The sequence below is a fragment of the Streptomyces sp. NPDC050743 genome (assembly GCF_044456925.1).
Lineage (GTDB): Bacteria > Actinomycetota > Actinomycetes > Streptomycetales > Streptomycetaceae > Streptomyces.
On the sequence record NZ_JBITGJ010000008.1, the window covers coordinates 83,333 to 103,770 of the forward strand.

The 20,438-nt window shown below is 72.4% G+C and carries 19 protein-coding genes; 17 read left to right on the forward strand and 2 right to left on the reverse strand.

Features of this window, described 5'->3' with window-relative positions; genetic code table 11:
* Positions 1 to 4 precede the first annotated feature (4 nt).
* From ACIBJF_RS11630 to ACIBJF_RS11655, 6 genes are all read left to right on the forward strand, one after another.
* Positions 5 to 397, forward strand: coding sequence for a VOC family protein (locus ACIBJF_RS11630; RefSeq protein WP_399173497.1), 393 nt, complete (start codon positions 5 to 7; stop codon positions 395 to 397).
* 456 nt (positions 398 to 853) lie between these two features.
* A complete protein-coding gene (locus ACIBJF_RS11635; RefSeq protein ID WP_399173622.1) occupies positions 854 to 1,357 on the forward strand; it encodes a hypothetical protein in 504 nt (167 codons plus the stop codon).
* A gap of 60 nt (positions 1,358 to 1,417) precedes the next feature.
* Entirely contained in the window at positions 1,418 to 4,636 is a 3,219-nt protein-coding gene (locus ACIBJF_RS11640) for a S41 family peptidase (protein ID WP_399173498.1), read from the forward strand.
* Positions 4,637 to 4,685: 49 nt separating this feature from the next.
* Positions 4,686 to 5,039, forward strand: coding sequence for a histidine triad nucleotide-binding protein (locus ACIBJF_RS11645; protein WP_399173499.1), 354 nt, complete (start codon positions 4,686 to 4,688; stop codon positions 5,037 to 5,039).
* Between the two features lie 15 nt (positions 5,040 to 5,054).
* Positions 5,055 to 5,960, forward strand: coding sequence for a ribonuclease Z (locus tag ACIBJF_RS11650; protein WP_399173500.1), 906 nt, complete (start codon positions 5,055 to 5,057; stop codon positions 5,958 to 5,960).
* 20 nt (positions 5,961 to 5,980) lie between these two features.
* Positions 5,981 to 6,985 carry an adenosine deaminase gene (locus ACIBJF_RS11655; protein ID WP_399173501.1) on the forward strand — a complete coding sequence of 335 codons (1,005 nt, stop codon included), beginning with the start codon at positions 5,981 to 5,983 and terminating at the stop codon, positions 6,983 to 6,985.
* Here ACIBJF_RS11655 and ACIBJF_RS11660 read toward each other — a convergent pair.
* Positions 6,937 to 8,163, reverse strand: coding sequence for an MFS transporter (locus tag ACIBJF_RS11660; protein ID WP_399173502.1), 1,227 nt, complete (start codon positions 8,161 to 8,163; stop codon positions 6,937 to 6,939). The two genes, ACIBJF_RS11655 and ACIBJF_RS11660, sit on opposite strands and share 49 nt — an antisense overlap.
* Before the next feature lie 217 nt (positions 8,164 to 8,380).
* Here ACIBJF_RS11660 and ACIBJF_RS11665 point away from each other — a divergent pair, with 217 nt between their 5' ends.
* The 8 genes from ACIBJF_RS11665 to ACIBJF_RS11700 all read left to right on the forward strand — a co-directional run bounded on the left by ACIBJF_RS11665 (position 8,381) and on the right by ACIBJF_RS11700 (position 16,913).
* A complete protein-coding gene (locus ACIBJF_RS11665) occupies positions 8,381 to 9,337 on the forward strand; it encodes a 5-dehydro-4-deoxyglucarate dehydratase (protein ID WP_399173503.1) in 957 nt (318 codons plus the stop codon).
* Positions 9,334 to 10,623 (forward strand): glucarate dehydratase family protein, encoded by a 1,290-nt coding sequence (locus tag ACIBJF_RS11670; protein WP_399173504.1) that lies wholly within the window; start codon positions 9,334 to 9,336, stop codon positions 10,621 to 10,623. Before ACIBJF_RS11665 ends, ACIBJF_RS11670 begins: the two co-directional genes overlap by 4 nt.
* Before the next feature lie 64 nt (positions 10,624 to 10,687).
* Complete coding sequence (locus ACIBJF_RS11675) at positions 10,688 to 11,845, forward strand: carbohydrate kinase family protein (protein WP_399173506.1); 1,158 nt, start codon at positions 10,688 to 10,690, stop codon at positions 11,843 to 11,845.
* Positions 11,846 to 12,603: 758 nt separating this feature from the next.
* The gene (locus ACIBJF_RS11680) at positions 12,604 to 13,674 is read left to right on the forward strand and encodes a PhoH family protein (RefSeq protein WP_399173507.1); all 1,071 of its coding nucleotides are present in this window, start codon (positions 12,604 to 12,606) and stop codon (positions 13,672 to 13,674) included.
* Between the two features lie 12 nt (positions 13,675 to 13,686).
* Complete coding sequence (ybeY, locus tag ACIBJF_RS11685; protein WP_208900934.1) at positions 13,687 to 14,184, forward strand: rRNA maturation RNase YbeY; 498 nt, start codon at positions 13,687 to 13,689, stop codon at positions 14,182 to 14,184.
* Positions 14,185 to 14,193: 9 nt separating this feature from the next.
* Positions 14,194 to 15,495 (forward strand): hemolysin family protein, encoded by a 1,302-nt coding sequence (locus ACIBJF_RS11690; RefSeq protein WP_399173508.1) that lies wholly within the window; start codon positions 14,194 to 14,196, stop codon positions 15,493 to 15,495.
* Positions 15,492 to 15,851 (forward strand): MmcQ/YjbR family DNA-binding protein, encoded by a 360-nt coding sequence (locus ACIBJF_RS11695; protein ID WP_399173509.1) that lies wholly within the window; start codon positions 15,492 to 15,494, stop codon positions 15,849 to 15,851. Before ACIBJF_RS11690 ends, ACIBJF_RS11695 begins: the two co-directional genes overlap by 4 nt.
* A gap of 42 nt (positions 15,852 to 15,893) precedes the next feature.
* Positions 15,894 to 16,913 (forward strand): S66 peptidase family protein, encoded by a 1,020-nt coding sequence (locus ACIBJF_RS11700; protein ID WP_399173510.1) that lies wholly within the window; start codon positions 15,894 to 15,896, stop codon positions 16,911 to 16,913.
* Here the strand turns inward: ACIBJF_RS11700 and ACIBJF_RS11705 are convergent.
* Complete coding sequence (locus tag ACIBJF_RS11705; RefSeq protein WP_399173511.1) at positions 16,898 to 18,328, reverse strand: MFS transporter; 1,431 nt, start codon at positions 18,326 to 18,328, stop codon at positions 16,898 to 16,900. The genes ACIBJF_RS11700 and ACIBJF_RS11705 overlap by 16 nt on opposite strands.
* 109 nt (positions 18,329 to 18,437) lie before the next feature.
* On the opposite strand from ACIBJF_RS11705, the gene ACIBJF_RS11710 reads away from it, so the two are divergent.
* From ACIBJF_RS11710 to ACIBJF_RS11720, 3 genes are all read left to right on the forward strand, one after another.
* Entirely contained in the window at positions 18,438 to 19,298 is an 861-nt protein-coding gene (locus ACIBJF_RS11710) for a helix-turn-helix transcriptional regulator (protein ID WP_399173623.1), read from the forward strand.
* A gap of 51 nt (positions 19,299 to 19,349) precedes the next feature.
* A complete protein-coding gene (locus ACIBJF_RS11715) occupies positions 19,350 to 19,703 on the forward strand; it encodes a cytidine deaminase (RefSeq protein WP_351797866.1) in 354 nt (117 codons plus the stop codon).
* Between the two features lie 198 nt (positions 19,704 to 19,901).
* On the forward strand, positions 19,902 to 20,378 hold the full coding sequence (locus ACIBJF_RS11720; RefSeq protein WP_399173512.1) for a hypothetical protein: 477 nt from the start codon (positions 19,902 to 19,904) through the stop codon (positions 20,376 to 20,378).
* Positions 20,379 to 20,438: the final 60 nt, after the last annotated feature.

The following is a 20,438-nucleotide window of genomic DNA, read 5'->3' on the forward strand; positions in this document are numbered from 1 at the left end:
CACCGTGGAACTCGCCCAAGTCCGGCTCCTGGTCACCGACTTCGCCGCCTGCTACCGCTTCTACGCCGACGTCCTCGGCCTCAAGCCGCAGTCCGGGACGGCCGAGGGCCCGTACGAGAAGTTCAGCCCGCACGCCGGCTCCGCCGGGATCGCGCTGCAGGACCGCGCGATGATGGCCGAGGTGCTGAACGAGCTGGGCGAGACGGCCACCGGGCACCGCTCCCTGGTGGTGCTGCGCGTCGACGACCTGGACGCCTACGTGTCGGAGATCACCGCCCGCGGTGCGGAGCTGCTGCACGGCCCGGCCCCCATGACCGAGCGCATGCGGGTCGCCCACCTCAAGGACCCGGAGGGCAACCTGGTGGAACTCCAGCAGTGGCTGCTGCTGCGCGGCTGACGGCGACCGCGGGCAGCAAGGCCCACCCGTTCACGTCACCGGAGGCCCGTCGCCGGAGTACCTCCTCCGCGAAGGCCCGTACGACGCCCGGCTCGTGGAGATTGACGGTGTGACCGCGGCCGTCGCCGACCAGGCCGGAGTGCCCGTAGGCGCCACCGGTCCCCGGGAACACGATCCGGGTGCGGGACCCGTCCCGGTGCAGCGTCAGCACCTCCGCGCAGGGGCCGTCGTCCCGGTGCCGGTGCCGCACGGTCCACCGGTAAACGGTTCCGTCCGGCAGGACGAGCCGCCTGAGCCTGCGTTCCCCGCGCACTCGCCCAGATTACGAGACCCGCTCCCCGTACGGGTGAGTGGCCGTATGTGGCCTTCCCCGGCGTGCGTGCCGGTGGCAGTCTGCCCTGCATGGGGGTATTGAGGCGGATTCGGTGTGGGCGGCGCGGGACGCGGACGGTGGCCGTGGTGGGGCTGGTCGCGGGGGCCGGTGCGGCCGTCGTGGCGTGTCAGCCGGGCGACCTCAGTACCGTGACCGCCGCCTACACCACCGACACCACCGCGACGGCCAGGCTCCGCCAGCAGCATGTCGACGTCAGTTGGCTCACCTGCACCGGCCACTACGGCAACGGCGGCGGCGCGGCGGCCCGGACGCCCTCGCCGTCCGAGACCGCCGTCGTCTCCGTCGACTGCCAGGGCCAGACCAACGAGGGGCGGAGGATCACCGTCACCGGGAAGGTGACCAAGGCCGTCGACGGCGCCTGCGTGCGGGGGGATCTGACCGCCAAGGTCGCGGGCAGACAGGTGTTCCACGTCAGCGGGCTCGGCGACTGCGGCGCCACGCACGGGCCGACGTACAGGCCGCCCACCTACCGGCCCGGCGGCGGCCGGCCCACCGTGACGGTCACCGTCACCCGCACCATCTGGTGCAAGGGCGACCCCACCTGCTGGCCCGCCGAGGGAAAGTGACCGGGCGCAAGTGATCGGAAGAGGAAGCGGCGCACACCGGTCGCTGCGTACAGTGACGGGGTGACCCAGGGTGCTTCGACGGTGACCACGACGTCCTCCGCCTATCTCCGATTCCCTCATGTACACGACGACTTGGTGGCCTTCGTCGCCGAGGACGACGTCTGGCTCGCGCCGCTCGACGGCGGCCGGGCCTGGCGGGTCAGCGCCGACAACACGCCGGTCACCATGCCACGGATATCGCCGGACGGACGGCACCTCGCCTGGACCTCCACCCGCGACGGCGCGCCCGAGATCCATGTCGCCCCCGTCGACGGCGGCCCCGCCGACCGGCTGACCCACTGGGGCAACCGCCGCACCGAGGTGCGCGGCTGGACCGCCGACGGTCGGGTGCTCGCGCTCGGCGCGCACGGCCGGCACAGCTTCCGCCACAGCTGGGCGCACGCCGTCCCGCTGGACGGCGGACCCGCCGAGACCCTGCCGTACGGCCCGGTCGGCGACGTGGCCTTCGGCCCCGCCACCGTGCTGCTGTCCGCGCCGATGGGCCGCGAGGCCGCCTACTGGAAGCGCTACCGGGGCGGCACGGCGGGCAAGTTGTGGATCGACCGGGAGGGGAACGGGGAGTTCGTCCGGCTGCACGAGGACGTCGACGGGAACATCGAGTGCCCGGTGTGGTCCGGGGACCGGATCGCCTTCCTCTCCGACCACGAGGGCACGGGCGCCCTGTACTCCTCCCTCGCCGACGGCTCCGACCTGCGCCGCCACACCCCCCTCGACGGCTTCTACGCCCGCCACGCCTCCGGTGACGGCACCCGGGCCGTCTACAGCAGCGCCGGTGAACTGTGGCTGCTGGACGACCTGGAGGGCGCCGAGCCGCGCCGACTGGACGTGCGCCTCGGCGGACCCCGGATCGATCTGCGGCCCCGTCCGGTGAACGCCGCCCGCTGGTTCGGCGAGGCGTCCCCGGACCACACCGCGCGCGGCAGCGCCGTCTGCGTGCGCGGCGGCATCCACTGGGTCACCCACCGTTCCGGGCCCGCCCGCGCCCTCGCCGCCGACCCCGGCGTCCGTGCCCGGATGCCGCACGTCTTCCGCGCCGAGGGCGAGGAGTGGGTGGTGTGGGTGACGGACGCGGAGGGCGACGACGCCCTGGAGTTCGCCCCGGCGACCGGGACGGTACCGGGCGCCCCGCCCCGCCGCCTCGCCGCCGGACAGCTCGGCCGGGTCCTGGAGCTGGCCATGGCCCCCGACGGCAGCCGGGCCGCCGTGGCCGCGCACGACGGCAGGCTGCTGCTCGTCGAACGCGAGACCGGCGAGGTCCGCGAGGTCGACAGCAGCGACGACGGCGAGGTCTCCGGCCTCGCCTTCTCACCCGACTCCGCCTGGCTCGCCTGGGCCCACCCCGGCCCGCGCCCGCTGTCCCAACTGCGCATCGCCCACACCACCGACCTGTCGGTCACCGAGGCGACCCCCTTGCGCTTCCAGGACTACGCCCCCGCCTTCACCCTCGACGGCAAACACCTCGCCTTCCTCTCCAACCGCGCCTTCGACCCGGTCTACGACGAGCACGTCTTCGACCTCGCCTTCGTCGTCGGCGCCCGCCCGCACCTGATCACCCTCGCCGCCACCACGCCCTCGCCGTTCGGCCCGCAGCGCCACGGCCGCGCCTTCGAGACCCCGGACAAGGAGGAGACCCCCGACAGCGAGGGCACCCCCGCCACCCGCATCGACCTCGAAGGACTCGCCGACCGGATCGTCCCCTTCCCCGTCGAGGCCGGCCGCTACTCCACCCTGCGCGCCGCCAAGGACGGCGTGCTCTGGCTGCGCCACCCCGTGCACGGCGTCCTCGGCACCGCCCGCGCCCACCCCGAGGACCCCGGCCCGCACACCGAGCTGGAGCGCTACGACCTCGCGCAGCGGCGCCTGGAGCACCTGGCCTCCGACGCCGACCACTTCGAGGTCAGCGGCGACGGCAAGCGCGTGCTGCTGTGGAGCGACGACCGGCTGAGGGTCGTCCCCAGCGACCGCCGTACCGGCACCGACGACGACGGCGACACCAGCGTCACCGTCGACCTCGCCCGCGTCCGGCAGACCCTCGACCCGGCGGCCGAGTGGCGGCAGATGTACGACGAGACCGGCCGCCTGATGCGCGACCACTTCTGGCGGCCCGACCTCGGCGGCGTCGACTGGACCGGCGTCCTCGCCCGCTACCGCCCCCTGCTGGCCCGTATCGCCACCCACAGCGACCTCGTCGACCTGCTGTGGGAGCTGCACGGCGAACTGGGCACCTCGCACGCCTACGTCATCCCCTCCGGCGGCCGTGGCGGCGGCCCCCGGCACGGGCTGCTCGGCGCGGACATCTCCCGCCACCCGGACGGCAGTTGGCGCATCGACCGCATCCTGCCCTCGGAGACCTCCGACCCGGACGCCCGCTCCCCGCTCGCCGCACCCGGCGTGGCCGTACGCCCCGGCGACGCGATCATCGCCGTCGCCGGCCACTCGGTCGACCCGGTGACGGGACCGGGCCCGCTGCTCGTCGGCACGGCGGGCCACCCGGTGGAGCTCACCGTCTCCCCGGCGGGCGGCGGCGAACCCCGGCACACCGTCGTCGTCCCGATCGCCGACGAGGAACCCCTGCGCTACCACGCCTGGGTGGCCGGCCGCCGCGTCCACGTCCACGCCGCCTCCGACGGCCGGCTCGGCTACCTCCACGTCCCCGACATGCAGGCCCCCGGCTGGGCGCAGATCCACCGGGACCTGCGGGTGGAGGTGGCCCGCGAGGGACTCGTGGTCGACGTCCGCGAGAACCGCGGCGGCCACACCTCCCAGCTGGTCGTGGAGAAACTGGCCCGCCGCATCATCGGCTGGGACCTCCCGCGCGGCATGCGCCCCACCAGCTATCCCCTCGACGCCCCGCGCGGCCCGGTCGTCGCCGTCGCCAACGAGTTCTCCGGCTCCGACGGCGACATCGTCAACGCGGCGATCAAGGCCCTCGGCATCGGCCCGGTCGTCGGCACCCGCACCTGGGGCGGCGTCATCGGCATCGACAGCCGCTACCACCTGGTCGACGGCACCCTGATCACCCAGCCGAAGTACGCGATGTGGCTGGAGGGGGTGGGCTGGGACGTGGAGAACCACGGGGTGGACCCCGATGTGGAGGTCGTGCAGAGGCCTCAGGACTGGGCGGAGGACCGCGACACGCAGCTCGACGAGGCGATCCGGCTCGCGCTGGCGGCGCTGGAGGAACGGCCCGCGAAGACTCCGCCGGGAATGCCGAGCTGATACGACTACGATGCACCGGTATTGATCACCAGCGCGAGGAGGCACACGCATGGCGGGAGAACCGCAGGACGACTGCCTGTTCTGCAAGATCGTCGCGGGTACGATCCCGGCGACGATCGTCCGCGAGACAGACACCACCGTCGCCTTCCGGGACATAAACCCCCAGGCCCCCACCCACATCCTGGTGATCCCCAAGGCGCACTACAAGAACGCCGCCGTCCTCGGCGCCGAAGCACCGCACCTCGCCGCCGACGTGCTCGCCGAAACCCAGGCCGTCGCCGACGAGGAGAAGCTCGAGAGCTACCGGACCGTCTTCAACACCGGCAGCGGCGCGGGCCAGACCGTCTGGCACGCGCACGCGCACGTCCTCGGCGGCCGCGGCATGCAGTGGCCCCCCGGATAAAGCGAACAAGTCCCCGTGTCCGTACGTGAATTGGTGGTCCTCGGCACCGCCAGCCAGGTCCCGACCCGGCACCGCAACCACAACGGCTATCTGCTGAGGTGGGACGGCGAGGGCATCCTGTTCGACCCCGGCGAGGGCACCCAGCGGCAGATGGTGCGCGCCGGGGTCGCCGCCCACGACCTGAACCGGGTCTGCGTCACCCACTTCCACGGCGACCACTCCCTCGGCCTCGCCGGTGTCATCCAGCGGATCAACCTCGACCAGGTGCCGCACGAGGTCACCGCGCACTACCCGCGCTCCGGGCAGCGTTTCTTCGACCGCCTGCGGTATGCCACGGCCTACCGGGAGACGGTCGGCATCACCGAGGCACCGGTCGCCGCCGACGGCATCCTCGCGGTGACCCCGGCGTACACCCTGGAGGCCCGCAGGCTGTCGCACCCGGTCGAGTCCTACGGCTACCGGCTGATCGAACCCGACGGCCGCCGTATGCTGCCCGACCGGCTCGCCGCGCACGGGATCGAGGGCCCGGACGTCGGCCGGCTGCAGCGCGAGGGCCGGCTGGGGGACGTCACGCTGGAGGACGTCAGCGAGGTGCGGCGCGGGCAGCGGTTCGCGTTCGTCATGGACACCCGGCTGTGCGACGGCGTGCACGCGCTCGCGGAGGGCTGCGACCTGCTCGTCATCGAGTCGACCTTCCTGGACGAGGACATCGAACTGGCCGTGGAGCACGGTCACCTGACCGCCGGGCAGGCCGGCGCCGTCGCCCGGGAGGCGGGCGTACGGCACCTCGTCCTCACCCACTTCAGCCAGCGCTACACCGAACCCGAGGAGTTCGAGCGGCAAGCGCGCGCGGCCGGCTTCGAGGGTGAGCTGACCGTGGCGCACGACCTGCAGCGGGTGGCGGTTCCGAAACGGCGGTAGAAGATCCGTACGATGCTCTGATGCCCCTCCCGAAAGCAGAACTGCACCTCCACATCGAAGGCACCCTGGAGCCGGAGCTCGCGTTCGAGCTGGCCGCCCGCAACGGCGTGACCCTGCCGTACGCGGACACGGACGAGCTCCGCGAGGCCTACCGGTTCGAGGACCTCCAGTCCTTCCTGAACCTGTACTACGAGCTGATGGCCGTCCTGCGCACCGAGCAGGACTTCGCCGACCTGGCCGACGCCTATCTGGCCCGTGCCGCCGCGCAGGGCGTGCGGCACGCGGAGATCTTCTTCGACCCGCAGGCCCATACGGCCCGGGGCGTGTCCATGGGCACGGTCGTGGAGGGGCTGTGGCGGGCGCTCGGCGGCAGCGAGCGGAACCACGGCGTCTCCACCAGGCTCATCCTCTGCTTCCTGCGGGACGAGTCCGCCGAGTCGGCCATGGAGACCCTTCAGGCCGCCAGGCCGTACCTGGACCGGATCACCGGGGTCGGCCTGGACTCCGCCGAGGTCGGGCATCCGCCGGCGAAGTTCCGGGAGGTGTACGAGGCGGCCGCCGCGCTCGGGCTGCGCCGTGTCGCGCACGCCGGTGAGGAGGGGCCGCCGGAGTACATCGGCGAGGCCCTGGACGTGCTCGGCGTCGAGCGTGTCGACCACGGGCTGCGCTGCATGGAGGACCCGGCGCTGGTCGAGCGGCTGGTGCGGGAGCGGATCCCGCTCACCCTGTGCCCGCTGTCCAACGTCCGCCTGCGCACCGTCGACACGCTGGCCGACCACCCGCTGCCGGCCATGCTGGACGCCGGCCTGCTGTGCACGGTCAACTCCGACGACCCCGCGTACTTCGGCGGGTACGCCGGCGACAACTTCGCGGCCGCGTACCGAACATTGGGCCTGACCGAGGACCGGCTGCGCGAGCTGGCCCGCAACTCCTTCCTCGCCTCGTTCCTGGAGGACGACGAGGAGCGGCGGGCCCGCTACATCGCCGAAGTGGAGGCGTACGAGTTCGGGGACGCGGTGTCGTAGGCCAACTGGGCGGGCACGGCGGGCGAGTCCACCGGCACTTCCACGACCGGCAGGAGCCGCCTGCCCGCCCGCAGGGCCACCGCCGTCATCGGTACGGCGATCAGCAGCAGCGCGGCGCCGAGCACCTTGCCCATCATCGGGAAGCCCGCTCCTACCGCCAGCACACTCCCCGCCAGCGGTCCCGCCGCCGTCCCCAGCGAGGCCGCCGAGCCGACCAGAACCGCCCAGCGGCCGCGCGGGTCGAGGGAGGCGGCGAGGCCGATGACGTACGACAGGACGACCGGGTAGACCAGGTTCCAGGAGATCTCGCCCGCCGCGAAGGCCGTCAGGTCGGTCGCGGACGCGCTGAGTGCGATGCAGCCCGCGATCAGTGCCGTACCGGCGCCGATGGGCACCGCCTGGCCCAGCCGGGGGCCGAGCGCGCCCGCGCCGAGGACCCCGACGAGCCCGGCGCCGAGCGCGATCGCGAACACCGCGCCGACGGTGACCTCGCTGAGGTGGGCCTGGTCGAGCCCGATCCGGCCGCTGACGCCCCAGAGGGAGTTCTGCGCGAGGGACCAGCAGGGCATGGCGGCCGCCAGCAGCAGTCCGGCGCGGCGCTGGGGGAGACGGCCGTGGGCGGCGGCGGTGCGGGCCGGTGCGGTCCGGGCGGACAGGCGGGCGGTGAAGGGCCAGACGGCGAGCGCGGTCAGCGCGAGCCCGGCCAGGGACAGGCCGTGGCCCGGGCCGAGGTGGGGGATCGTCAGATAGAGGGCGCCGGCCAGGGCGGAGACGGTCAGCAGGCCGAGCGTGGTGGCCCGGTGCGGGTCCCGCTGGGCGGCGATGCCGCTCGCGGCGACCACCGTGACCGTGCCGGACCCGAAGCCGCCGACGACCGCGCCCGCGACGACGGCCGGTACCACCCCGGTCAGCGCGGCGGCGCCATAGCCGAGGAAGGTGAGCGCGAGTCCGAGGCGGGCGAGCGTACGGGGGCCGAACCGGTCGACCCGGGAGGCCAGCAGGAAGCCCGCCGTCGCCGAACTCAGCAGCAGCGCACTGCCGATGGCCCCCGCCTGGGTCGCGGTGAGCGGAAGCCCGGTGTCCAGCCGGCCGACGGTGGTCGGCAGCAGGTAGGAGGCGAGGTACCCGGCGGTGAACAGGGCGACGAGGGGCCAGGGCAGGTGGCGGCGGGCGGACACGGGCGTTCCCAGGGCAGGCGAGAGGAGCGGCTCAGGAAGGGGAGTGGGGCGACGCCCGTCGAGCGACAGGAACGCGCGAAAAAAGTTGTACCAAGCACGCGGTTCGAGGAAGAAGGAGAACGGATGCGATCTGCGTCACTTTTCGGTTTGTGTAGTGGGGCCCCGGGTAGGAAGCGCTAAGCTCGTTCGCATATGTAGACGTAATTCATAAGGGGAGATGATCAAGGTGGGTGGCGATCCGAGTCCCGAGGGTGTCGCGCGGCGGCTGCGGGAGGGGATGGCGCGCGGCGTGCTGTCCTTCCCGCTCACCGCGTTCCGTGACGACGGCTCCCTCGATCCCGACGGCTTCCGCGCCCATGTCGCCGGCCGGCTCGCCGCCGGTCCCGGCGCCGTCTTCCCGGCCTGCGGCACGGGGGAGTTCTTCTCGCTGGACGAGGAGGAGTACCGGACCGTCGTCACCATCACCGTCGAGGAGGCGGCCGGAAGGGTTCCGGTCGTGGCCGGCACCGGGTACGGCTGGGCGCAGGCCGCCCGGTTCGCGCGGATCGCCGAGGAGGCCGGCGCCGACGCCCTGCTCGTGCTGCCGCACTACCTGGTCGACGCCCCGCAGGACGGCCTCGCCGCCCAGCTGGAGCGGCTCGCCGAGCGCTCCGGGCTGCCGCTGATCGCCTACCAGCGCGGCCAGGTCGCCTACACCGCCGACGCGTTGCGGCGCATCGCGCGCATCCCGAACGTCATCGGCCTCAAGGACGGCCACAGCGACCTCGACCGGCTCCAGCGCCTCACCCTCGCCGCCCCCGACGGCTTCCTCTTCTTCAACGGCGCCGCCACCGCCGAGATCCAGGCCCGCGCCTACGCCACCGTCGGCGTGCCCGCCTACTCCTCCGCCGTGCACGCCTTCGCCCCTGAGATCGCCGGCGCCTTCTTCACCGCCCTGCGGGACGCCGACCACGGAACCGTCGACAAGCTGCTGCGGGACTTCTACGTCCCGTTCGTGGAACTGCGCGACCGCGCCCCTGGATACGCCGTGTCCCTGGTGAAGGCGGCGGCCCGGCTGCGCGGACAGCGCGTCGGACCTGTGCGCGCCCCGCTCACCGACCCCGCGCCCGCCGACCTCGCCGACCTCAAGGCCCTGCTCACCGCCGGACTCGACCTCGTAGGAGCCTCCCTGTGACCCGTGACCTGACCATCGCCGAGGTGCGGCTGACGCCGATCCTGGTCGCCGACCCGCCGCTGCTCAACACCCAGGGCGTCCACCAGCCGTACACCCCGCGGCTGATCGTGGAGATCGTCACCGCCGACGGGATCACCGGGCTCGGCGAGACCTACGGCGACACCAAGTACCTGGAACTGGCCCGCCCGCTGGCCGAACGGCTCACCGGACGCTCGGTCATGGACGTGAACGGCCTCTTCGCGATCGACCTCGGCGTGGACGAGTCCCGGGTCCAGGGCCAGGTGGACGCCGGCGGGCTGCGCGGCGTGCAGAGCGCCGACAAGCTCCGGCTGTCGGTGCTGTCCGCCTTCGAGGTCGCCTGTCTGGACGCCCAGGGCAAGGCACTCGGGCTGCCCGTGCACGCGCTGCTCGGCGGCAAGCTGCGGGACACCGTCGAGTACAGCGCCTACCTGTTCTACAAGTGGGCCGGCCATCCGGAGGGCGTGGCCGGCGAGCAGGACGACTGGGGGGCCGCTCTCGACCCGGCCGGAGTCGTGGCCCAGGCACGGCTGTTCAAGGAGCGGCACGGCTTCACGTCCTTCAAGCTCAAGGGCGGCGTCTTCCCGCCCGACGAGGAGATCGCGGCCGTACGGGCCCTCGCCGAGGCCTTCCCCGGCCATCCGCTGCGCCTCGACCCCAACGGCGCCTGGTCGGTCGAGACCTCGCTGAAGGTGGCGAAGGAACTCGGGGACGTCCTGGAGTACCTGGAGGACCCGACTCTGGGGACGCCAGCCATGGCCGAGGTGTCCGCCGGGACCGACGTACCGCTCGCCACCAACATGTGCGTGACCACCTTCGGCGAGATCAAGGAGGCGTTCACGCGCGACGCCGTGCAGGTCGTGCTCTCCGACCACCACTACTGGGGCGGGCTGCGCAACACCCAGCGGCTCGCCGCGATCTGCGCCGCCTTCGGGGTCGGGGTGTCCATGCACTCCAACACCCATCTGGGCATCAGCCTCGCGGCGATGACCCAGGTCGCCGCCACGGTCCCCGGGCTCCACCACGCGTGCGACTCCCACTATCCGTGGCAGTCCGAGGACGTCCTCACCCAGCGGCCGGCGTTCCGGGACGGGAGGGTCCATGTCTCCGACGCCCCCGGCCTCGGGGTCGAGCTCGACCGGGACGAACTGGCCCGGCTGCACCGGCGGTGGGCCGAGGACGACGGCTCGCTGCGCGACCGCGACGACGCGGCCGCGATGCGGGTGGCCGAACCGGGCTGGCGGCAACCGGTGATGCCCCGCTGGTAACCCCCTGTGCGGCGGGCTGATTGGTGCACACTGGCCAGATCCGCACCATGCCAGGGAGCGCACCGTGACCCCGTCGCACACGATCACCGGAGAGGAACCGGAACACCTCACCCCGGCCGCGCGCCGTCAGGCCCAGGTCGACCCGCTCGCCGCGCTGCGCCGGCCCGGGGACCCGCCCTGGGACGTCTATCTGACGGGCACGGTCTTCCTCGACATCATCTTCACCGGCCTGGACTCGGCGCCCGTGCGCGGCACCGAGTCCTGGGCCCGGGGCATGGGCTCCAGCCCCGGCGGGGTCGCCAACATGGCCACGGCCCTGGCCCGGCTCGGTCTGAAGACCTCCCTGGCGGCGGCCTTCGGGGACGACCACTACGGCGAGTACTGCTGGGACGCGCTCGCACAGGGCGAGGGCATCGATCTGTCGAGGTCGCGGACCGTGCCCGGCTGGCACTCCCCGGTGACGGTGTCCATGGCGTACGAGGGCGAGCGGACGATGGTGTCCCACGGGCACGAGCCGCCGCCGGAGGCCGTGCTCATCCAGGAGCGGGCCGCGGACTGCCCGCCCCGCGCGCGGGCCGCCGTGGCCTCACTGACGCCGGGGGCGCGCGCGCCGTGGATCGCGCAGGCCGCGCGGGAGGGGACCCGGATCTTCGCCGACGTCGGCTGGGACGAGACCGGGGCGTGGGATCTGGCCGGGCTCGCCGATCTGGAGCACTGCGAGGCGTTTCTGCCGAACGCGGAGGAGGCGAAGCGGTACACCGGGGCCGACTGTCCGCGGCTCGCCGCGCATGCCTTGACCGAGTACGTGCCGGTGGCGGTCGTGACCCTGGGCTCGGAGGGGGCGTACGCCGTGGACCGGCGGACGGGGGAGGCGGCGGAGGTGCCGGCGATCGCCGTGGAGGCGCTGGATCCGACGGGGGCGGGGGATGTCTTCGTCGCCGGGTTCGTGACGGGGTCGCTCGCGGGGTGGCCGCTGGCGGACCGGCTGGCCTTCGCGGGGCTCACCGCGGCGCTGTCGGTGCAGGAGTTCGGGGGGTCCTTGTCGGCGCCGGGGTGGTCGGAGATCGGGGCGTGGTGGCGGCGGGTGCAGTCCGTGCCGGGGCAGGAGCGGGCGGCGCTTCGCCGGTACGGCTTCCTGGACGCGCTGGTCCCGGAGGAACTGGACCGGCCGTGGCCGTTGCGCCGCGCGGTGCCCACCATCGGCTTCCGCCGCTCCAGCTGACCACCAGGGGGCTCCGCCCCCTGGACCCCCGCTCGCCCACCCACCCACCCGTCTCGGTCGGCTGAGAGGTGCCCCCTGGGGGTCCCGTCTCGGTCGGCTGGGAGACGAGCCGGGTGGGCGGCTGGGAAGGGTCGTCCCTGGCGGGTGGGGCTCGGGTGGTTGCGGAGTGCCTCGGTGGGGGCGGGCGGGGGTGGGGGCGGCTCGGTCTGGCTGGGAGGTGACCCCCGGCAGGGGCGGCTCGGTGTGCGACTGGGAAGTGGTCGTCCTCGGCGGATCAGGCTCGGGAGGTTGAGACGTGGCCTCCCGGCGGGTGGGCGGGGTGAGTCCGGCTCGGACCGGCTGGAAGGTGACCTCCGGTGGGAGCGGTTCGGTGTGCGGCTGGGAAGTGGTTGTCCCCGGCCGGTTTGGCTCGGGTGGTTGAGGAGTGCCCGGTCGGCTGGGAAGTGGTGGTGCCCCCTGGGGCGTGGGCGGCTCGGAAGCGGTCGTCCTCGGCGGATCGGGCTCGGGTGCCTGGGAAGTGGCCCCCCGGCGGGATGGCGCCGGCTCGGGTGTCTGGGGAGTGGTCCCCGGCGGGGTGGGGTCGGCTCGGGTGGTTGAGGTGTGTGCCCTGTGGGCCTGTGGTGGTCGGGGCGGCTGAGGAGGGGGCCGTGTAAAAGGCCTACGGGCTTGTCTGTGCACCGTCGTACCCTGGAATCGCGAGGCCGCCCTCAGCTACGCGGCCGTGACGAGGAGGAAGCGCAGGCCTTCAGAGCCGGCCCATGACACAGACACCCACAGCTCACACCACCCCCGCGCAGGAGCAGGCGAGAGCGCAGTTCACCGTCCCCGCCCAGCACCCCATGGTGACCGTGCTGGGTTCCGGCGACTCCCTTCTGCGTGTGATCGAGAGGGCCTTCCCGGCGGCCGACATACACGTCCGGGGCAATGAGATCAGCGCGGTCGGCGACCCCGCCGACGTCGCTCTCATTTCGCGCGTGTTCGACGAGATGATGCTGGTGCTCCGCACCGGGCAGCCGATGACGGAGGACGCAGTGGAACGCTCGATCGCCATGCTCAAGGCGAGCGAGAACGGGACGAGCGACGGGCCCGAGACCCCGGCGCAGGTGCTGACGCAGAACATCCTGTCCTCGCGGGGCCGGACCATCCGCCCGAAGACCCTCAACCAGAAGCGGTACGTCGACGCGATCGACAAGCACACGATCGTCTTCGGCATCGGACCCGCCGGTACCGGCAAGACCTACCTGGCCATGGCCAAGGCCGTGCAGGCCCTGCAGTCCAAGCAGGTCAACCGGATCATCCTCACCCGGCCGGCGGTGGAGGCGGGGGAGCGGCTCGGGTTCCTGCCGGGCACGCTGTACGAGAAGATCGACCCCTACCTGCGCCCGCTGTACGACGCGCTGCACGACATGCTCGACCCGGATTCCATCCCGCGGCTCATGGCGGCGGGGACGATCGAGGTAGCGCCGCTCGCGTACATGCGCGGTCGTACGCTCAACGACGCCTTCATCATTCTCGACGAGGCCCAGAACACCAGCCCCGAACAGATGAAGATGTTCCTCACCCGCCTCGGCTTCGACTCGAAGATCGTCATCACCGGTGACGTGACGCAGGTCGACCTGCCCGACGGGACCAAGAGCGGCCTGCGGCAGGTCCAGGAGATCCTGGACGGCGTCGAGGACGTCCACTTCTCCTGGCTGTCGTCCCACGATGTCGTACGGCACAAGCTCGTCGGCCGTATCGTCGACGCGTACGAGAAGTACGACAGCAGCCACGGCACCCAGAACGGCATGCAGAAGAGCCGGGGCAAGTCCGGGCACAAGGGGAAGTAGACCAGCACGACCATGTCGATCGACGTCAACAACGAGTCCGGCACCGAGGTAGACGAGCAGGCGATCCTCGACATCGCCCGCTACGCGCTCGCGCGGATGCGCATCCACCCGCTCTCCGAGCTCTCGGTGATCGTCGTGGACGCCGACGCCATGGAGCAGCTGCACATCCAGTGGATGGACCTGCCGGGTCCGACCGATGTCATGTCGTTCCCGATGGACGAGCTGCGACCGCCGTCCAAGGACGACGACGAGCCGCCGCAGGGGCTGCTCGGTGACATCGTGCTGTGCCCGGAGGTCGCCGCCAAGCAGGGGGCGGAAGCCGAGACGCAGCACTCCATGGACGAGGAGCTCCAGCTGCTCACCGTCCACGGCGTGCTGCATCTGCTCGGCTACGACCACGAGGAGCCGGACGAGAAGGCCGAGATGTTCGGACTCCAGGCCGCCATCGTGGACGGATGGCGCGCCGAGCGCGGGCTGACCGGGCCGTCCCCGGCGCCGACCGTCTCATAAGCGGGCCGTATGTCTCCGCAGATCGTGATCGGCGCGATCGCGCTGGTCGTCGTCGCCTGGCTCGCCGCCTGCGCGGAGGCGGGCCTCGCCCGGATCTCCAGCTTCCGGGCCGAGGAGGCCGTCAAGTCCGGCCGCCGCGGCAGCGCCCGGCTGGCCCAGGTCGCCGCCGACCCCACCCGCTATCTGAACGTGGCCCTGCTGGTCCGCGTCGCCTGCGAGATGGCGGCCGCGGCCCTGGTGACCTACGCCTGCCTGGAGGCATTCAAGGACACCTGGCAGGCCCTGCTGATCGCCATCGGGGTCATGGTCCTGGTGTCGTACGTCGCCGTGGGGGTGTCCCCGCGGACCATCGGCCGTCAGCACCCCCTCAACACCGCGACCGCGGCGGCCTACGTGCTGCTGCCGCTGGCCCGGATCATGGGCCCGATCCCGTCGCTGCTCATCCTCATCGGCAACGCCCTCACCCCGGGCAAGGGCTTCCGGCGCGGCCCGTTCGCCTCCGAGGCCGAGCTGCGCGCGCTGGTCGACCTCGCCGAGAAGGAGTCGCTGATCGAGGACGAGGAGCGCCGCATGGTGCACTCGGTCTTCGAGCTGGGCGACACGCTGGTGCGCGAGGTCATGGTGCCGCGCACCGACCTGGTCACCATCGAGCGCTTCAAGACCATCCGGCAGGCCCTCACCCTCGCCCTGCGCTCCGGGTTCTCCCGGATCCCGGTCACCGGCGAGAGCGAGGACGACATCGTCGGGATCGTGTATCTGAAGGACCTGGTCCGCAAGACCCACATCAACCGGGAGGCGGAGGGCGACCTGGTCTCCACCGCCATGCGGCCCGCCGCCTTCGTGCCGGACACCAAGAACGCCGGTGACCTGCTGCGCGAGATGCAGAAGGAACGCAACCACGTCGCCGTCGTCATCGACGAGTACGGCGGCACCGCCGGCATCGTCACCATCGAGGACATCCTCGAGGAGATCGTCGGCGAGATCACCGACGAGTACGACCGGGAACTCCCGCCGGTCGAGGATCTCGGCGACGACCGCTTCCGGGTCACCGCCCGCCTGGACATCACCGACCTCGGCGAGCTGTACGGCCTGGAGGAGTACGACGACGAGGACGTGGAGACCGTCGGCGGACTGCTCGCCAAGGCCCTCGGCCGGGTGCCCATCGCGGGCGCGTCCGCCGAGGTCGAGCTGCCCGACGAGCGCCGGCTGAAGCTGACCGCGGAGGCCGCGGCCGGACGCCGGAACAAGATCGTGACGGTCCTGGTGGAACCCGTCCCCGTGCCGGCCGCCGAGGAGGCGACACCCGAGTGACCCCAGAGAAGCTGCGCGCCTTCTGCCTGTCCTTCAACGCGGCCGTGGAGGACTTCCCGTTCAACCCGGAGACCTCGGTCTTCAAGGTGCTGGGCAAGATGTTCGCCCTGACGAACCTTGGCGCGCGGCCCCTCACGATCAACCTCAAGTGCGACCCGGAGGACGCGATCCGGCTGCGCGGTGAGCACGAGGGCCTGATCATCCCCGGGTATCACATGAACAAGCGGCACTGGAACACCGTGACGGCCGACGGCGACCTGCCCGAGCGGCTGGTGAAAGAGCTGATCGAGGACTCGTACGACCTCGTCGTCGCCGGACTGCCGAGGGCGGAGCGGCTGCGGCTGGACCGGCCGTGAATCCGGTTGCCCGAGGCGATCGGCGCGCGGTGGGATGCCCGTATGACGATCAGATATCCGCGCCCCCTGCGCCCCGGTGACCGCGTCGGTGTGACCTCTCCCTCCAGCGGAGTGGCCAAGGAACTCCGGGGGCGGCTCGAAGTCGCGGTCCGGGAGATCGAGGCGCGGGGGTACGAGGCGGTCGTCGGCCGGTGCATGGACGGCTCGACCCACCTCAGCGCGCCGGCCGCCGAGCGCGCGGCCGAGCTGACCGCGATGCTGACCGACCCGGAGATACGGGCCGTGGTGCCTCCGTGGGGCGGGGAGACCGCCATCGACCTGCTGCCGCTGCTCGACTTCGAGGCGATCCGGCGGGCCGAGCCGACCTGGGTCGTCGGCTACTCGGACATGTCCACGGTCATCACCCCGCTGACCCTGCTCACCGGCGTCGCCACCGTCCACGGGAACAACCTCATGGACACGCCCTACCGGACGCCGGAGGGGCTGCTGTCCTGGCTGGACATCGTGGCCGCGCCGCAGGGGGAGCCGTTCGCTCAGACACCGCCCGGCCGGTACCGGTCCGGCGGCTGGGACGACTGGGCCCGGAACCCGGAGATCCGTGACCTGACCCTGGACGCCGAGGGCGCCTGGACCCGGCTCGACGGGGACGGGGACGTGGACGTCGAGGGCCGGCTGATCGGCGGGTGCATCGAGACCCTCGCCAACCTCGCGGGGACGCCGTACCTGGACACCTCGTCCTTCGCGGGCGGCGACCGGCTGCTCGTGTACGTGGAGGCCTGCGAGGACAACGCGTTCACCATCTGCCGCAACCTGCACGGCATGCGTCTCAACGGCTTCTTCGACCGTGCCGCCGCCGTCCTCGTCGGCCGCACCCACGCCCCCGCCGGCCGCACCCTCACCCAGCACGAGGCCGTGCTCGACGCCCTCGGCCCACTCGGTGTGCCGATCGTCGCCGACGTCGAGTGCGGGCATGTCGCCCCCTACCTCCCGCTGGTCAACGGAGCGCGCGGCCGTGTGGTGCACACGGCCGCGCGGAGCGAGATCGTTCAGACCCTGGACTGACGCCGGCGCAGGCCCAGCCCGACCAGGACGGCTGCCGCGAGGACGATCGCCGCGTCCAGGGCCACGACGGTGCGGACGCCGGTCAGCAGATCCCCGGAGGTGGTGGCCAGGACCCCCAGCAGCGGGATGCCGACCGTGATGCCGACCTGCTGGGTGGAGGTCACCAGACCGGTGGCCAATCCCTGCTCCTCGTCCGGGACCCCGGAGGTGACGGTCAGGCCGTACGAGATGATCGCGCCCAGGTGGCACATGCTGGCCAGGGACACCGCCGCCGTGGCGAGCCACACCGACCAGACGTGGGAGTTCAGCAGGAGCAGCGTCGCGATCAGCGCGCCCTGGCCGGTCAGCGAGCCGACCAGGGTGCGGCGGGCGCCGAAGCGGCCGATCACCCTCGGGGCGAGCGAGCCGGCGACGGCCGACAGCACGCCCTGGACGCCGAAGACCAGGCCCGTCTCGAAGGCCGACAGGCGCAGGATCTCCTGCAGGTACAGGGTCAGGACGAAGACGACGGTGGACATCATCGAGAAGGTGACCAAGCCGCCCGCATTCCCCCAGGCCACCGTGCGGCGGCGCAGCATGGGCAGCGAGACGAGCGGGGCGGCCGTACGGGACTCCACGACCGTGAACGCGGCCAGCAGGAGCAGCCCGGCGACCAGGGTGGTGATGACGTCCGGGCGGCCGAAGCCGTGGTCGGCGGCCGTGGACAGGGCGTAGATCAGGGACAGCAGGCCGGTGGTGACGGTGATCGCGCCGGGCACGTCCAGGCGCGGACGCTCCGGGGTGCGCGACTCCGGCAGCAGGCCCGGGGCCAGCGGCAGCACGACGAGCGCGAACACCGACAGCAGGGCCATCGTGGAGCGCCAGCCGAGCGCGTCCGTCAGCACGCCGCCCGCGACCATGCCGACGGTGAAGCCGAGCGACAGCAGGGTGCCGGAGATGCCGAGGGCGCGGTCGCGGGCCGGCCCCTCCGGGAAGGTGGTGGTCAGCAGGGACATCCCGGTCGGGACGATCGCCGCCGCGCCGAGGCCCTGCAGCGCGCGTCCGGTGAGGAAGGACGCCGGGTCCCAGGCCAGGGTCGCCAGCAGCGAGGCCGCGCCGAACAGGGCCAGGCCGGTCAGGAACAGCTTGCGGCGGCCGTACAGGTCGCCGATGCGGCCGAAGAGCAGCAGGAAGCCGCCGGAGGGCAGCGCGAACGCGGTGACCGCCCACTGCAGGGCCGAGCGGCTCATGCCGAGGTCGGCGCCGAGTTCCGGCAGGGCCACGTTCAGGACGGAGAAGTCCAGCGCGACCATGAACTGGGCCGCGCACAGCACGAACAGGACGAGCTTGTCACGCGTCGACAACCGGGGCGGCCGGCGGGTGTCGAGCGGTGTGCCCGTGGAGGTGGTGGTCTGGGTGGTGGTGTCGATCGCCATGTACCGAGCTTCGGGCGGGCGGAATACCGGTGGGGAGTCGGAACTTATGGTGGTGGTGGCACCACCAGACACGACGGGGGAGGAGCGGTACGTGCCTGCTGCGGGGGCGATGAGGAGCGAACGGCGCAACGAACTGCGCGAGTTCCTGATGAGCCGGCGGGCCCGGGTCAGTCCCGAGGAGGCCGGGCTGCCCGTCGGCGGCGGCCGGCGCCGTACGCCCGGACTGCGCCGGGAGGAGGTCGCCGTGCTCGCCGGGGTGGGCGCCTCCTGGTACCAGTGGCTGGAGCAGGGGCGGGAGATCTCCGTCTCCCCCCACGTGCTCGACGCCGTCGCCCGGGTGCTGCGGCTGAGCGACGCCGAGCGCCGGCACCTGTATCTGCTGGCCGGGATGAACCCGCCGGCGCCCGAAGTGGCGCCGGAGAAGCGGGACATGTGCGACGGGCTGCGGCGGCTGATCGACACCTGGATGCCGTATCCGGCGCACATCATGGACCTGTACTACAACTGCGTGATGTACAACGACGCGGCCGCGATCGTGCTGGGCATGCGGCCGGAGATCACGCAGAACTGTCTCGTCGACTTCTTCACCGATCCGCTCTACCGGTCGCGCAGCCACAGCTGGGAGCAGAACGCGCGCACGGTCGTGGCCCAGTTCCGGGCGGCGTGTGCGGCGCGGCCGGAGGACGAGGGGTTCCGGGCGGTGCTCGCCGAGGTGAGCGAGGCCAGCGCCGAGTTCCGGGCGATGTGGGCCGAGCGGGACATCGAGGACCAGGGGCAGATCCGCAAGGAGCTGGACCATCCGCTGGCCGGGCTGCTGGTCGTGGAGTCGACGGTGATGAAGGTGCCGGCCCGGCCCGATCTGATGATCGTGCTGCACACTCCGCTGGACGAGGCGAACACCGCGGCGAAGCTGGAGTGGCTGGCCTCTCCGGAGGGACGGCGGGGCGCGATGTACCCCGTCGCGGGGTGACGCGGTACCCCGTGGCGGGGTGGTCGGGCTGTGGCTTCGTATGCTCTGGGCATGACCGAGAGCAACGCGCTTGACCCCGAGGACCGCAAGATCGTGACCCTGGCCCGTTCCGCGCGGGTCCGCAACGGTGTGCCGGAGGGGGCGGCGGTACGGGACGAGACCGGGCGTACCTATGTCGCCGGGTCGGTTGCGCTGCCCTCGCTGCGGCTGAGCGCGCTGCGTACCGCCGTCGCCATGGCGGTGGCGTCGGGGGCGGGCTCGCTGGAGGCGGCGGCGCTCGTGAGTGACGCCGAGTCCGTGGCCGACGAGGACTTGGCCGCGGTGGCCGACCTGGGGGGTGCGGGGACGCCGGTGCTGCTGGCCGGGCTCGACGGGGTGGTGCGGGTCACCGTTTCCGCCGGCTGACGTACCCCGGCACCGGCCGAAAGGCCGGCTGGAATTCAACCTTGTTGGCCTCCTGCCCCTGCGCATCAATGAAACCGTACGTCTCCGACGGGCCGTCAGATCCGCACCGCCGGCGCGGTGGGCCCGACCGCCTGCGCAGGCCTCACCGCCCGTCGGTGTCCCCCCACACCCCCCCACAGGGAAGGGAAGCGGATCCCCATGAGAGGCAAGCGCACGGCAACGGGTGCGGCACTGGCCGCCGGGGCCCTCGCGGTCACCGGACTGGCCTTCGCACCCTCCGCGGCCGCCGTCACCCCACAGCCGGCGACCATCACCGCGAGCTGCGGCGTCTTCGGCGGCGGCACGGCCACGCTCACCGCCACCCAGAGCGGCACCTCGGCCACCATCACCCTCACCTCCTCCGCGATCACCGCGCCGGTCGCGGTCGCGCAGGACTCCATCTCCTCCACCCTCACCATGGCCAGGGCCGGCGACGGATCGGTGGTCTTCAGCGGGACCAGGAACCCCGCCATGAACACCGGCGACGCCGTCAGCGTCGGCCCGCTCCCCGGCACCGTCGCCTCCGGTGAGAGCCTGGACGCCTACGGCGGCTCACTGCAGATGGTGATCTTCGGGGTCACCGTGACCTGCACGGCAAGCGGTCCGCAGTCACCCGGCCCGTTCGTCTTCGACTGACCGGACCGAGCGATGTGTTCCGGATGCCGCAGAAACTGATGATCCGTCAGATTTCTGCGA